Below are 15141 nucleotides of genomic sequence, written 5' to 3' on the forward strand. Positions count from 1 at the left end.
CTAAAAATGCTCATTCTATTATTATAACCCAAAACACAACCCAAGAGGAGAGCACCACCCATATCGACAAAAATCACCAAATTCCGGGTCGTGCCTGGCACGACCCGGAATTTGTCGAATGTTGACAAAGTGGAGGGTGTCCCGAACCACACCTTACATATTTAGAAGAGGCACTAAAACGCTACTTTATATATCGTATTCAACGTGATTCCGGACTCCGTCTAGGACGATCTTAACTAGTTTTCGATGATCCAGAAGGTGTCGCCGTTGAAAACGTTGACACCAGAAAGCTTGATTTTTTCTCCATTACGGAGCATGTAGTTTTTGTTCTCTGGGAATTCGAGTTTTTCGCCTTGTCGTTTTGCAATCAGGACAGGGTTGTGTGGATTTCGTTTATTGATTGCGACATGGTATCCTCGGGCTTTGTAGAGCTTCTTGCCATCAACATACTTTTTCTGTTCGGAAGGTATCTCTAAATACCTCTCGACCACTTTTGCAAGCTCAGTATTTTCCATAAGTCCTGTAGGTTTTCCTGGTCCATATGCATACAAAAATACATCCTCTCCAGTATGTCCATGTGTAGTGAAACCGAGATGTGCTCTCTCTGCCATCATCTGGACCATTTTGTTTTCTAAGTCCACTTTGTCCTTCTCATCTCTTAACGTGCAATAATCTTTATGTGAAATGTCCGCTAACCCATAGCTTTTCAAGACTTCTTTAAGATTGGAACGATCCTTTTTGAGCTGAGAAGTTGCTCCTTTAACTGTAAACTCAGCTTTTTTCAAAGGATCAATAATCTTTTTTACTGGCAGATCATAATATTTTTTGTTTGTGTTTTGACTTCCGATCGTCAGACCGCTGTTACCATGATCTGTCACTGCTACTACCATCGTATGGCCATCTTTTTTGGCAAAATCAACGGCTTCTTTCACGGCTTCATCAAAGCTTAACACTTCACTAATCATTCCAATGGGATCATTTTTGTGTGCTGCCCAATCAACTTTACTTCCTTCAACAAACAGGAAAAAACCGTTTTCTTTTTCTGACAGCTCCCCGATCGCTGCTTTAGTCATGTCAGCAAGGGAAGGTTCTTCAGGCTTTAAGACCTTGCGATCAAATTCAAATTCAATATCTTCTTCGGCAAAACTACCCCAAAGCTTTCCTGGAGCCTCTCGACCATTAGTGAGCTCTTCTTTCGTATTCACAAACCGATACCCTTCATCTTCAATGACCTTTAGCAAATTTTCACCGTCTTCACGACTTAACTCTTTCGTTTTCAGCATTCCATCATCATTTTTTACCCTTTCCTCATCCTTTGGTCGAAGCCACGCTTTCCCGCCACCTAGGATAACGTCCATTCCTTGATACACCTGCTGCTCAGCGATATCACTAAACTCATCACGATTCTTTACATGAGAAGAAAAGGCTGCAGGGGTCGCATGCTGAACAGGAGAGGTCGAGACAATCCCAGTCAACAACCCTTGCATTAGTGCCTTTTCTAAAACAGACAGTACAGGTCTTGAGCTTTTTCTTTCATGTGAAACCATTCCAATGAAATCAGCCATTGTTTTATGTCCTGTGGCCATCGCCGTTCCTGCAGCAGCAGAATCAGTAATTGACGACTGAGAGGAATAGGTTTTAACACCTCCAACGAGGATTTCATCAAGAGCAAGCGGCTGTCCTTTGTACCAACGAGACAATGTAACGACGTCTGAATTTGTTCCGTCCATGATCATGAATATGACATTTCTCGGCGTTCTGTTCTCAGCAAAAGTACAGGGCGTTTCTGTGAAGAGAAAGGAAACAACCACTCCGATTATAAGAAGGATGCCAAGCTTTTTTACAGATTTCAATTTGTTCACCTCACTCATTTGTTTCTTATTGTTCCAAGAGGAGGGGAGAACATAACAAAAAAACCTCTCTTCAATATGATAAAGTGTTCCGTCTTGAGGTGCTTTTCTAAAAAGTTGTGCTGAAGAGACAGTTGTTTTGACATTATTATTGGTAGATAAAAAAGCAAAACTCGCCACAGTATGGGCGAGTTTTCTTAATAAGTAATATCGGATCTATAATTGAACAAAAGCTACCCTTCGCCTGAAGAAGGGAAATTATTATGAAAATTTCAAAAATTAAATGTATATATTTTTAAAGCGTGTTACATTCCAAATGTAACGAACAACTATAAAGGAAGAAGGGATAAAAAGAATCTATGAAATTAAAGTCGAAATCCTTCCAAACTATCGCATTGCTTATGTGCGACGAGTTGGTCGATATGGTCCTGCAAATATTAAAGTAATGGAGAAGTTAAAAAAATGGGCTAAGGAGAAAAATCTTCTTAAATCGGCAATCCTATTTGAAATACCGCAAGATAACCCTAAGACGACACTTTCAGAAAACTGTAGATTTGATGATGCTTGTATTGTGATTTCAAAGGATGATCAATTGGACGATTCAATTTGCGAAAGTGAACTTTCTGGTGGAAAACACCTTATTTACGAATTCAAACATACAACAGATGATATTCAAAAAGCATACACTGACATTTTTTCATCTCTACAAAGTAATGGATATCAAATTGATAACAAACCCATTTTGGAAAGATACAATGGTGATAGAATTAACAACCCTTATTGCGAAATATGTGTACCTGTAAAACCGCTATAGTTGAATTAGCATTTTTACTTGTTTAATACGTGATCATCAACAAAAAATAGAAAAAGAAGAACAAGTGTCATATCAATCCTGATAACTTCTTGTTCTTCTTTCATTAATCTGCCCGAAGAAGGATTTCATAATACCGGCATACCAAACGACACTAAAATTGACAGTAGTTTTGGCCTTCTTTCTTAATAGAACAATACTTATTGTCCAACATAAAAATGATGTCGATTGATAGGTCAAAATCCATATAACCTACAAAAAGTCTTGATAAATAAAAAAAATGACGTATGCCAATTCATACGTCATTTCTTAAGAAAGCACCAGAAAACGGAAGCTTTATCAATATAAAGATAGGTTTTTGTTATGTATAAAAACTCTATTTACCTGTAGTCAAAAAGACCAATCATCCTTTATAGGAAGACGATCATTCATAAAGTTTTTTTCGCATAGTTTGTTGCTTTTCGAACAAAAATAGAACCCCTTAATGAAATTTCGTCAAAGAAAGGTTTCATTAGTATGATTTAAGATGTTTATGGTTGACTAAAAGCAACAAATTGCGGAAAGAACCCTTAATAAAAACGCTTGTATCCGTCAAATTTTGATTTCCAGTAAGAGTTGCTTAAACTTGAAATCTGAACGCCATCATTTCCAGAATGGATAAATTGTCCTCCGCCTAAGTAGATACCCATATGGGAGATTCCACGTTTATATGTATTTTCGAAAAACACTAAGTCTCCAGGTTTTGGGGAGTTAACATAGAATGAACGGTTATAATAGCCTTCGCTGCTTGTACGTGTAATGGATTTACCGGCTTTATTGAATACATAATAGATGTATCCACTACAATCAAACCCAGAAGGGGAACTACCGCCCCATGCATAAGGCACACCCAAATGTTTTTTCGCTTCTGTGACGACATTTCCAGAAGATGTTCCTTCATCAGGATTCGTAACTTCAGGAGTAGATTCGTTTGGAGTTGAGCTTCCTTTCTTAACAGAAAGCTTTTGTCCAATATAAATCAAGTCACTTTTTAATGAGTTCCACTGCTTTAATTCTCTTACTGAAACGCCGAATTGGACCCCAATACCAGATAAGGTATCACCTGGCTTCACAGTATAGCTTGTTGCTGACGGACTTGGGTCAGGGGTTGGAGCTGGATTATTCTCAACTGGATTGTTTGAGGACCCTTTAGAAACGATAAATTTTTGACCAGGATAGATCAAGTAGCTGTTAATATTGTTCCAAGACTTTAATTCGCCAAGGGTGATATTATGTGCATTAGCAATTCCGATTAAAGTATCCCCAGATTTAACTATGTAGGTTTTTGAACTGGAACTTGGCTTGGAGGTTTCAGGCTTAGGCTGTGTACCAGTATTCCCGCCGACTTGGAGAATTTGGTTTGGATAAATCACATCACTTGTTAAGTTATTCCATTCCTTAAGCTTGCTGACTTGGGTGTTATATTGATTAGCGATTAACCAAAGAGAATCTCCTCGTTCAACCTTATATGTATTAGCAGATGCTTCTGCAACAAAAACAGTAGACAAAGCGGCAGTTGCGACAACAGAAACCATCGTTTTCTTCATAAATAGTGTTCTCCTATCAAATTAATTTATAAAATACAAAGAATTTACTTTATTCTACCAAAATAGGTAATAAAAAAGTAGAATAATAGACAAAAAATTAGGTAAAAAATATTACATTTATATTACAAAAGAATTATAGGAGCTATTCTAAAATACCTAATAGAAGATTTTCTAGGACTATGGGCTTATCTACTTTGTTCATGTTTTTTTTGTTCACAACATCCGGATCGAGGGGAGTGATGAATCTAGATCCACTTTCACTAACTTGATAAGGCTTTTCGATAATCGTATCTCCAAGCTTCAATCCTTTCTTTATCTCATGCTGACCATTCGCTTTAATACCGAGACTTAGTTCTCTCTTTTCAATTTCACCTGAAGAGTTAATCACCCAAACATAAGGCTTGTCTCCACTTTTGCTAATATATTCAATAGGAAGTGCTAGAACATCTTTCACTTCTTCGGTAATGATTGAAACAGATACATGATAACCATTCATGAGATTTTGTTTGGCATCGTTCAACTTAATTTGAATTGGGTAAAGGCTTTCCTCGTCAAGATTTACTTCCTTTTCCGGCAATGGAGAGATTTTAAGGACTTCTCCTTGTATGGATTTATCCTGAACATCAGTGAAAACCTTAGCATTAAGGCCTTCTTTTACCTGCGTTGTCTCTTTTTCTGTAAGGTTACTGTTAACGATTGGCGTATCAGAGGAAATCGTCACGATCGGGTTGCCTAAATCTTTCGAAATGTCCTTAACAATTCCAGATATTTCGCTTTTAACTGTTACGGTTTCGGAGAGGGAAGACAAGCTGGATAATTGCTCTTCAAGATTGGATTGTCTACTTTCAAGTCTGCTAATTTCTAACTCCGAATTATAGATGTTTTGATCAATCGAATATTCAATTCCAAGAGTATTATAGCTTTGCTTCTCTTTATCCGTATCTTTATCAATGATTAGAGATGGTGTTGGCTTAACCGAACTCTTCATTTTTTCCAGGTTGCTGATATAATCTTCAAGACTGTTTATTTCATCTTCAATTTGATCGATCTCTGCTTGGAGGGCCACTTTTTGCTCTTCAATATTTTCTGCCTTATACTCGAAAAGCGGTGTCCCTTCTTCAACAGTATCACCTTCTCCTACAAGGAACTTTTGAAAAATCCCATTTTCTTCATGAAAATAGACAGAGTGTTCCTCAGAAGAGCCAACAACTCCTTGTTTCTCAATGGTTTTCTTTAGATCCTTTTGTTTGGCTTGGGACCATTCATCTATATAGGAGATTCTTTGAATTTTACTATCTGCTTTTTCAATAAGGAATATATTGATAGAAACAAAAATGGCACAAAAAACTAGAAATAAATAGAATAATTTCTTTTTCAAAATGGATCAGTCCTTATCGCTGTCTTAGATTAGTTTTGAAAAATCAATGAAAATAAGTGTTGCGTAAATACACCAATAAACTATGTTAACGCTTAACACAATGATCAAGAGGTTTCTCGTCCTTATTTCTGTAAGTCGTTTTAGGCCTTTAATTTGGATAACGATCGCCCAAATTTTAAACAAGCTGACACAACCGAAGAAGTAAATCATCCATTTCTTAGTCGTTAGGAGTTGAGTGATGACTCCAAGGGACAATGGCGATGAATACCAGTCTAGTGAATAGTTTATTGCTAAAATCGTGAACAGCAATTTCTCTACCAATAGAATGATGAGTGTGACTCCTTGAAGTAGGACTAATTTCGGATAGTCGGCTTCAGAAATAGTCCAAAATATAAGTGAAGGAAGAAAGAGTATAACAGCTGCATATAGAAGCCCCTGCACCATTCTACCAAGTAAGAAAAATAGCTTATTTAATTCAAACTCAGTCGGATTTAGAGTTGTTAATTCTTTAGAAATCGGAAATGTGCCTACGCCAAAGAAAGCGGAGATGGCAAATATGAGGATAGAAAGAGCAATCAGCATGAAAATTTTTCTTTTAAACCCTCTAAGAGTCTCTGACTGTTGGACTTGATAAAAGTAGGTTGATGGCTGTTGCATACCTTTGATGAACTTGACTTCATTATACATAGATGAGTCCTCCGAATTTTTTGACAAAATATCTTATTCTATTCTATCGAATATTGAAACAGATTTCCATTAATTGTCGAACAGTAGTAAAAAAATTAGGAGAATTGAATTAGTGGGGGGGAGAGGCGAGAAAAAATGTCCAGAAAAGTGTCCAAAACTAAGGTTTTAGAAGCCACAATAGTAATTAAAACATAGCAGAAACTTCAAATATCTCTACTATATTTTGATAAAAATGTAGTTCTGAATTCCTTATTGGACAGCCATTCTGGACATTTTTTGGGTGAATTTTAAAAAGTATACACTAAGTAGGTTATTCCAACTGAAACCGCTACAGTGACAATGAAGAATAACCCATACATTAATTTCTTTTGTTGTTCTTTACGATCTCTCATTTCTTCTGGAGTTAAAAATCTCATAAAATTGATCCTCCTTGGTATTGGATAGCTGGCTGGCATGATGCATGCAAACACTTAGCCCCTCTAGCTTTGCGTAGTTATCTTTCAATAACTTTGCCTTTTTCATACTACTTCCGTACATAATATCGTAATAAATAATAGAATATACATAGGTCTAAAGTCGTGTATTGTCGAAATGTGTTGAAAAATAGTTTATTTTCATATTTTTGTAAACAAAACCTGATATTACAAGGTTTGTTCCACTTTAAAATAAGGTATAAACCTTCTATAATGGTGGGAAAGCATTTACAACATTTGTAAGAGTGGGGTAAAATGAGTTTATTAATAAATGAAGAACGTAAAAACATATGCGTAATATACTATAGTAGAATGGAAGTTTAGGAGGTTTTGAATTGCAACGAAATCAGAAAAGTGAGCAGCAGGAATTGCTGGCACTCATGAAAAAAGCGCATGACCGCGCAAACCATGGTAACATGGACGCATCCAAAATGGTCGCTTGGCTAACAAATGAAATGAAATCACAATATAAAAATAAACAATCAAAAGCACTGTAGACCCAAGGTCTAGAGTGCTTTTTTAATCCAAGCTCAGAGTGCCAGCAAGTGGCATCCCGCATAAAAACATCCACCACTTTAACACGTCACCCCCCTCGGGGACGGTTCTCGACCGCGGTAATACGTTAAAGCATCGCGGGACGGTTCTCGAGTCATTTAAAGCGCTAAAGCATAAAAAATTCAAATAATGCAGGATTCTATCAATAATTGTCGAAGTTAGATAGTGAGTGTCAAAATTGAAAAGGAGTGATGGAATGCCAAGAAAGTCTAGATATTGGTTCCCTGGTGCCACTTACCACGTTTATGCTCGAGGGAATCGAAAGGAAGATATCTTCAGGGATGATCATGACAGAAGGAAATACTTATATTATTTAAATGATACTCGCCACAAACTCCCCTTTATTCTTCATGCGTACTGTCTCATGTCTAACCATGTTCATTTACTACTTCAAACAGAAAAAGTCCCAACCGAACAGATTTTTCGACTCCTTCACACACGTTATGCCATGTATTTTAACAATCGGCATGAGCTAGTAGGCCACGTTTTTCAAGATCGCTATAATGCTATTCTTCTAGATACACCTTCAGCGTTCATTAAACTCAGTCGATACATTCATTTCAATCCAGTGGAAGCAAACCTTGTCGAATCCCCAGAACAATATCCGTGGAGTAGTTTTTCCTCAATCATTGCTTCAAAAAATGATCCCTATATATCAAAAGAAAGAACCTTGTCCTTTTTTACGGAAGCCAAATTATCTCCAGAAAAACAATATAAAAATTATGTAGAACAATGGAATGAACAGAAAGAAATAAAAGAAAGCATAAGGTAAAAATGATCATTTTTATAAAGCTCTTACCTTGATATATTAAGAAAATGTAAATTTTTGGTTTAAATATACAATTATAATAAAAATTGTCGTATTATGGAAATAGTAAAAATATAATAGGTACTAAGGAGGAAATAATGAAGAATATTTCTTTAGTTTTTGAAAAAACAAATGAAATATCAGAATACTCAGCGATTCAAAGAACCCCATTGTTAGTGTTCCAAGGAGAACTAGAGGGTAACGAAATGCATGTCAATTCAATGGCCGATTTTGGAATTTCTCTTCAGACCCTCATGTTATCAGACTGGATGTTGAGGATCAGTGGCTACCCAAAATTATTTGCCATTCCTCTCACTCCTAATAAAGTGATTCCATTTACCCTCGTTTATAAAAAAATCTATAAAGAAAAGCTTCTGATGTATTATCAAAGCGAATCGCATGGTCTTGATATTGTATCAAATCTATCCCTCAACTCTGAAATGACAACAAAAATAAAAGAAAGAATTCTATCTCATTTTATAGTGAAACCCTACGTGAACCAGAGTAAATTCATAAGTATTAAACCTAAACCTAATCGAAAACTTCCAAAACCTAATGATACGAAAAAAAGAACTACAAACAATAACAAAAACAATAAAGATAAATAACCCTTCAATCAATTAAAACATCACCTCACTAGGGGACGGTTCTCGACATTGGTACTGCGTTAAAGCATTACCTAGTTCGAGAACCGTCCCCTTCGTCTTACCGCGGTAAAGCGGTCGAGAACCGTCCCGCAGGACTTCACCGCATCACAGCGACCTAGAACCGTCCCGCAGTGCTTTACTACACTAATTCGTTACCTCTATAAGTTTTTAAAGGGTTTCGGTTTTTGTTTGACCTCTTTGATGAAAACCCATACAATGATAATAGTTATTAGTATTTTTAGAATATTAGGTGTTAATGATGCTACAGATTGATCAACAGCGAATTGGAAAAAGTGCTCTCATGCTTCTCCTAATTGAAAGAGAAGAAGAGGAGTGGAATCGTCAATTTAATGAGTTGAATTGGCAGTATTGTACAGGGAAAGTCGGATCAATGGATACGCAGAAAATCGTTTCTTCCATTGAAACCGCCGCAAAGAGAAGCGGGATCGTGGATGAGAAACTTTACCGTGATATGCACGCACTCTACCACGCTATCATGGAAGCTATCACAGGTGTCACAAGAGGTCAAACACAGCTAGGTGAAATTTTAAGAACCGTTGGCCTAAGATTCTCAGTTGTTAGAGGAACGCCGTACGAAAATCCTGATGAAGGTGAATGGGTTGCCGTTGCCCTTTACGGCACGATTGGTGCACCCATCAAAGGCCTTGAGCATGAAACCATTGGCCTTGGCATAAACCATATGTAATAAGAGCCTAAAGCCATTAGTGAATAGGAGGCTCGATGACAAAGCTTATTTGTCGTCGAGTCTCCTTTTTATATGGAAAAAACAGAAGAGGTGAAGACGAAATGATTGAATTAACAGGGCATACCCTAAGTCTCCAAGAAATTCAAAAAGTTTTATACGATAACGAAAAAGTTACGATATCGAAAGAGAGCTTAGCAAAAGCAACACAAAGCCGTGCAGCAGTAGAAAATATCGTAAAGCAAAATAAAGTTGTCTACGGAATTAACACAGGTTTTGGAAAATTCAGCGATGTCCTCATTGAACAAGAGGATGTTGAAGAATTACAACTCAATCTCATCCATTCCCATGCATGTGGAGTAGGCGATCCTTTCCCAGAAAAAGTCTCAAGAGCGATGCTTCTACTCAGAGCAAACGCGCTATTAAAAGGATTCAGCGGCATCCGTCCCTTGGTTATTGAAAAATTAATCGAGCTACTTAACCGCCAAATCCACCCAGTCATTCCACAACAAGGATCACTGGGCGCTAGCGGAGATCTCGCCCCTTTATCCCATCTTGCCCTAGCACTCATGGGGGAAGGAGAAGTATTTTACAACGGGAAAATTGAACAAACACCGATCATCTTTAGTCAACAAAATATTGATCCTATTCAACTCCAGGCTAAAGAAGGACTTGCGCTGATCAACGGAACTCAAGCCATGACAGCCATGGGTGTTGTTGGCTATCTTGAAGCAGAAAATCTTGCTTATCAAAGTGAAATGATCGCATCGCTAACCATTGAAGGATTAAACGGAATCATGGACGCTTTTGATGAAGACATCCACCTTGCTCGAGGCTACTCACAGCAAGTGGATACCGCAAGACGCCTGAGAGAATACCTTGAAGGCAGCCAGCTCACAACGACTCAAGGTGAGATCAGAGTTCAGGATGCTTACTCCCTTCGTTGCATCCCGCAGGTTCACGGTGCATCCTGGCAAGCTCTAGATTATGTAAAAGAAAAACTTGAAATCGAAATGAATGCAGCTACAGATAATCCGCTCATTTTTGATAATGGCAACAAGGTGATTTCAGGAGGAAACTTCCACGGCCAGCCTATCGCATTTGCCATGGATTTTATGAAAATTGCCGTAGCAGAACTAGCGAATATTTCAGAGCGCCGCGTTGAACGATTGGTGAATCCGCAGCTAAATGATCTCCCAGCATTCTTAAGCCCACAACCGGGATTACAATCAGGTGCGATGATCATGCAGTATGCAGCCGCATCACTCGTTTCAGAAAATAAAACACTCGCTCACCCAGCAAGTGTCGATTCGATTCCTTCCTCTGCCAACCAGGAAGATCACGTAAGTATGGGAACAATTGGTTCAAGACATGCTTATCAAATTTTACAAAATACTAGACGCGTGTTAGCAATCGAATTGATTTGTGCTCTTCAAGCTGTTGAACACAGAGGAATTGAAAAAATGGCACCGAAGACGAAGGAATTTTATGAAGAAGCAAGAACTGTAGTACCAAGTATTAAAAAAGATCGCGTATTTGCTAAAGACATTGAAAGATTGTCTTCTTGGCTTACATCATACAACTTTTCAAACAAACAAAAGGGAGGAAACACGAATGCAAAAAGCACAACCACGTCAAATTAATGCGAAAAAAGGTCTTGAATTGGAATGTAAAGGATGGGAGCAAGAGGCAGTCCTAAGAATGCTCTACAACAACCTCGACCCGAAAGTTGCAGAAATACCGGAAGACCTAGTCGTTTACGGCGGTATCGGAAAAGCGGCACGTAACTGGGAATCCTTTGATGCAATTGTGAAAACACTAAGAAACCTTGAAAAAGATGAAACCATGCTTGTCCAATCTGGTAAGCCAGTCGGTGTTTTCAAAACTCACGAAGCAGCACCACGAGTCCTGCTATCAAATTCAGTCCTTGTACCAAAATGGGCGAACTGGGAGCATTTCCATGAGCTTGATAAACAAGGCCTGATGATGTACGGGCAAATGACGGCTGGAAGCTGGATCTATATTGGAACACAAGGTATTTTACAAGGAACCTATGAAACGTTCGCGGCGCTTGCGAAAAAACACTACAATGGCACCCTTAAAGGAACGATCACGCTTACAGCAGGTCTAGGCGGAATGGGTGGCGCTCAGCCACTAGCCGTTACAATGAACGAAGGGGTTGTCATTGCAGTTGATGTAGACCCAGAACGAATTGAAAAACGACTTCAGACAAGATATTGTGATGTGAAAACAGACTCCATCGACGAAGCACTCATGATGGCAACAGACGCTAAGGAAAAAGGGAAACCACTTTCGATCGCACTTCTTGGAAACGCAGCAGAAGTTCATCATGAACTTTTACAAAGAGGAGTTAAAATCGATATCGTGACAGACCAAACATCGGCACATGACCCATTAAACGGCTATGTTCCAGACGGCTACACACTTGAACAAGCGGATCAATTACGAAAAGAAAACCCAGATCAATATACGACTTTATCTAAGAAAAGCATGGCAAAGCATGTGGAAGCTATGCTTGAGTTCCAAGCGCGCGGTTCGATTGTGTTTGACTACGGAAACAATATCCGTCAGGTAGCAAAGGATGAAGGCGTAGACAACGCATTCGATTTCCCTGGCTTTGTTCCAGCTTACATCAGACCACTATTCTGTGAAGGAAAAGGACCGTTCCGCTGGGCAGCACTTTCTGGTGACCCTGAGGACATCTACCGTACAGATCGTTTAATTAAAGAGCTTTTCCCTGAAAATGAAGCGTTAAATCGCTGGATTGACATGGCTCAGGAAAAAATCGCGTTCCAAGGTCTGCCATCACGTATTTGCTGGTTAGGATATGGCGAGCGTGTCAAAATGGGTCTTGCCATCAATGAACTTGTGAAGAACGGCGAGCTAAAGGCACCGATCGTCATCGGGCGTGACCATCTTGACTGCGGTTCTGTTGCTTCTCCAAACCGCGAAACAGAAGCCATGAAGGATGGAAGTGACGCAGTAGGGGATTGGGCGATTCTAAACGCTCTCGTTAACACGGCAGCAGGCGGCTCATGGATTTCCTTCCATCACGGTGGCGGTGTAGGAATGGGCTACTCCCTACATGCAGGAATGGTGGCCGTTGCAGATGGAACAGATTTGGCTAAAGAGCGCTTAAATCGTGTATTAACAACGGATCCAGGAATGGGTGTTATCCGCCATGTTGATGCAGGATATGATATTGCAGAAGAAACAGCAGATAAATGGGGAATTCATGTCCCAATGAAAGGAGAAGGAAAATGAGTCAGACATTTGACATCATCATCGAGAATATCGGACAGCTACTGACCATGGACCACGAAGAAGGCCCGTTAAAAGGCGAAAAAATGAAAGAGCTGCCGCTGATTGAGAATGCGGCAGTGGGAATAAAAAACGGAATAGTCGAATGGGTTGGAAAGCATGAGGAAGCAACGAACTTTTCCGCAGGCGAACGAGTAGATGCTAAAGGTCAACTCGTTTCACCTGGCCTTGTCGACCCGCACACACACCTTGTTTTTGGAGGATCACGTGAACACGAAATGGCGTTGAAGCAGCAAGGTGTTCCGTATCTAGAAATTTTAAAACAAGGTGGCGGGATTCTGTCCACGGTTAAATCAACGCGTGAAACATCCGAAGAAGATTTATACCAAAAGGCTAAATTCCATCTCGATCGAATTTTATCGTACGGTGTAACCACTGTCGAAGCGAAAAGCGGCTACGGATTGGATCGTGAAACAGAGCTAAAGCAGCTGCGTGTAGCCAAAAAATTAAACGAAAATCACGTTGCTGATGTTGTCTCCACATTCCTTGGCGCACATGCGATTCCGCCAGAATTCAAAGGACGTTCAGATGAATTTTTACAAGAAATGCTTGGCATGCTTGATCAGATTGAAAAAGAAGAATTAGCCGAGTTTGTCGATATTTTCTGTGAAACAGGTGTCTTCACGGTTGAACAGTCTCGTCAATTTTTACTAAAAGCAAAAGAAAAAGGTTTTGACGTCAAAATTCATGCCGATGAAATCGATCCACTTGGTGGAACAGAGATGGCAGCAGAAATCGGGGCCGTAAGTGGGGAGCATCTTGTAGGGGCTTCTGACGAAGGAATTAAAAAGCTTTCTCAATCCGATACAATCGCAGTTTTACTTCCAGGTACTTGTTTTTATCTAGCGAAAGGAAAATACGCGAAAGCACGACAAATGTTAGAAGAAGGGGTAGCCGTTGCCCTTTCAACAGATTTCAACCCAGGAAGCTCACCGACAGAAAACATTCAGCTCATTATGAATCTAGCGGCACTACAATTAAAAATGACACCTGAGGAAATTTGGAACAGTGTCACTGTTAACTCTGCGTACGCGATTAATCGTGGAGACGTTGCAGGTAAAATCGCTGTTGGCCGTAAAGCAGATCTTGTTCTATGGGATGCTCCAAACTATCACTATCTTCCATATCATTATGGGGTCAACCATGTGAACACGGTCTGGAAAGCTGGAAAAGTGGCATTCCGAAAGGGGAAAGAGCATGAACAACTCTTTACATCTTAAACCTGCAGGAAAAGCTATTTTCCAAGATCGCTATACCAAAAAAGCTGGAGAACTGCTGACGCCTTGGGAAGAGGGGGTAAAAGGGGAGGTCGCCATTATGGGGGCGCCCCTTTCAAAGTCCTCTATCAGTCATTCTGGGGCATTATTTGCTCCCGATGTCATTAGGAAATGTCTTCAATCCTATACAACGTATTCAATTGAACAAGATGAAGACTATCGTGACATGACATTTGTGGACTTTGGCGATGTTTTAATGCATCCAACAAGCATCGTAGAATCACAGAATCGAATCTATGAGTCTGTGAAAACAGTGGTAGATACAGGAGCAGCACCTTTTACAATCGTATTAGGGGGCGATCACTCCATCAGTACGTCTTCTATTGAGGCTTTTGCGGAGTCAAAAGGGAAAATAGGCGTCATCCAATTTGATGCCCACCACGACCTTCGTAATGTCGAGGATGGTGGACCGACCAATGGTACGCCGTTTCGCAGATTGCTAGAGCGAGGTGTGATCGACGGAGAGAACCTAGTACAAATCGGTATTCGTGACTATTCAAATAGTCGCACTTATTATGAGTATGCAGTCGAGCAGGGTGTCACCGTTCATACGATGAAAGACGTGAGGGAAAAGGGAATGAGCACCCTTATAGACGAGGCTATACAATGGCTAGAGGACAAAGTAGATCTAATCTATTTATCCGTTGATATGGACGTCCTGGACCAAGCCTTTGCTCCTGGGTGTCCAGCCATCGGACCTGGAGGCATGGACAGCTACACCCTAATGGATGCCGTCTACACAGCCAGCAAGCACCCGAAAGTCCAAGCCATGGACATCGTCGAAATCGACCCAACCCTAGACATCCGTGACATGACCAGCAGAATCGCCGCACACCTGCTGCTAAAGGTACTCAACTCGGTACCTGCACTCGTGCCAGGCACCACCCGAAACATATCGAATCAACAAGAATAACTTTAACACACTAAACCACCGCGGGACGGTTCTCGAGCGCAGTAATGCGTTAAACAATTAGGGGACGGTTCTCGACCGCTTTAAAGCGGTCGAGAACCGTCCCCTAGTACA

The 15141-nt window shown here is 39.9% G+C and carries 14 protein-coding genes and 1 riboswitch; of the genes, 9 read left to right on the top strand and 5 right to left on the bottom strand.

All coding sequences use genetic code 11. The features are described from left to right. Positions 1-236 precede the first annotated feature (236 nt). Positions 237-1853 carry an alkaline phosphatase gene (locus JOC86_RS08985; protein ID WP_239587497.1) on the bottom strand — a complete coding sequence of 539 codons (1617 nt, stop codon included), beginning with the start codon at positions 1851-1853 and terminating at the stop codon, positions 237-239. Positions 1854-2205: 352 nt separating this feature from the next. On the opposite strand from JOC86_RS08985, the gene JOC86_RS08990 reads away from it, so the two are divergent. Beyond that, the gene (locus JOC86_RS08990; protein ID WP_205173458.1) at positions 2206-2664 is read left to right on the top strand and encodes a GyrI-like domain-containing protein; all 459 of its coding nucleotides are present in this window, start codon (positions 2206-2208) and stop codon (positions 2662-2664) included. A gap of 566 nt (positions 2665-3230) precedes the next feature. Here JOC86_RS08990 and JOC86_RS08995 read toward each other — a convergent pair. From JOC86_RS08995 to JOC86_RS24970, 4 genes are all read right to left on the bottom strand, one after another. Then, positions 3231-4247, bottom strand: a complete 1017-nt coding sequence (locus tag JOC86_RS08995) for a C40 family peptidase (protein WP_205170935.1) — start codon at positions 4245-4247, stop codon at positions 3231-3233. Between the two features lie 142 nt (positions 4248-4389). Continuing rightward, complete coding sequence (locus JOC86_RS09000; protein ID WP_205170938.1) at positions 4390-5625, bottom strand: efflux RND transporter periplasmic adaptor subunit; 1236 nt, start codon at positions 5623-5625, stop codon at positions 4390-4392. Between the two features lie 24 nt (positions 5626-5649). Next, the gene (locus JOC86_RS09005) at positions 5650-6312 is read right to left on the bottom strand and encodes a hypothetical protein (RefSeq protein WP_205170941.1); all 663 of its coding nucleotides are present in this window, start codon (positions 6310-6312) and stop codon (positions 5650-5652) included. Positions 6313-6599: 287 nt separating this feature from the next. After that, positions 6600-6728, bottom strand: coding sequence for a hypothetical protein (locus JOC86_RS24970; RefSeq protein ID WP_275583387.1), 129 nt, complete (start codon positions 6726-6728; stop codon positions 6600-6602). A gap of 20 nt (positions 6729-6748) precedes the next feature. Further along, a riboswitch (cyclic di-GMP riboswitch) is annotated at positions 6749-6836 on the bottom strand. 284 nt (positions 6837-7120) lie between these two features. Here JOC86_RS24970 and JOC86_RS09010 point away from each other — a divergent pair. From JOC86_RS09010 to hutG, 8 genes are all read left to right on the top strand, one after another. Further along, entirely contained in the window at positions 7121-7282 is a 162-nt protein-coding gene (locus JOC86_RS09010; protein WP_205170944.1) for a YwzD family small protein, read from the top strand. Between the two features lie 254 nt (positions 7283-7536). After that, positions 7537-8112, top strand: coding sequence for a transposase (locus JOC86_RS09015; protein WP_205170954.1), 576 nt, complete (start codon positions 7537-7539; stop codon positions 8110-8112). A gap of 134 nt (positions 8113-8246) precedes the next feature. Then, complete coding sequence (locus tag JOC86_RS09020; RefSeq protein WP_205170956.1) at positions 8247-8756, top strand: hypothetical protein; 510 nt, start codon at positions 8247-8249, stop codon at positions 8754-8756. A 298-nt stretch (positions 8757-9054) separates the two neighbouring features. Next, positions 9055-9501 carry a hut operon transcriptional regulator HutP gene (gene hutP / locus JOC86_RS09025; RefSeq protein WP_275583388.1) on the top strand — a complete coding sequence of 149 codons (447 nt, stop codon included), beginning with the start codon at positions 9055-9057 and terminating at the stop codon, positions 9499-9501. Positions 9502-9602: 101 nt separating this feature from the next. Continuing rightward, a complete protein-coding gene (hutH, locus tag JOC86_RS09030) occupies positions 9603-11141 on the top strand; it encodes a histidine ammonia-lyase (RefSeq protein ID WP_205173459.1) in 1539 nt (512 codons plus the stop codon). Next, a complete protein-coding gene (gene hutU, locus JOC86_RS09035) occupies positions 11113-12783 on the top strand; it encodes a urocanate hydratase (protein ID WP_205170969.1) in 1671 nt (556 codons plus the stop codon). Before hutH ends, hutU begins: the two co-directional genes overlap by 29 nt. Continuing rightward, positions 12780-14060 carry an imidazolonepropionase gene (gene hutI, locus JOC86_RS09040; RefSeq protein ID WP_205170971.1) on the top strand — a complete coding sequence of 427 codons (1281 nt, stop codon included), beginning with the start codon at positions 12780-12782 and terminating at the stop codon, positions 14058-14060. Before hutU ends, hutI begins: the two co-directional genes overlap by 4 nt. After that, a complete protein-coding gene (hutG, locus tag JOC86_RS09045) occupies positions 14038-15030 on the top strand; it encodes a formimidoylglutamase (RefSeq protein ID WP_205170974.1) in 993 nt (330 codons plus the stop codon). Before hutI ends, hutG begins: the two co-directional genes overlap by 23 nt. Positions 15031-15141: the final 111 nt, after the last annotated feature.

The sequence above is a fragment of the Rossellomorea pakistanensis genome (assembly GCF_016908495.1).
In the GTDB taxonomy this organism is placed as follows: Bacteria; Bacillota; Bacilli; order Bacillales; family Bacillaceae_B; genus Rossellomorea; species Rossellomorea pakistanensis.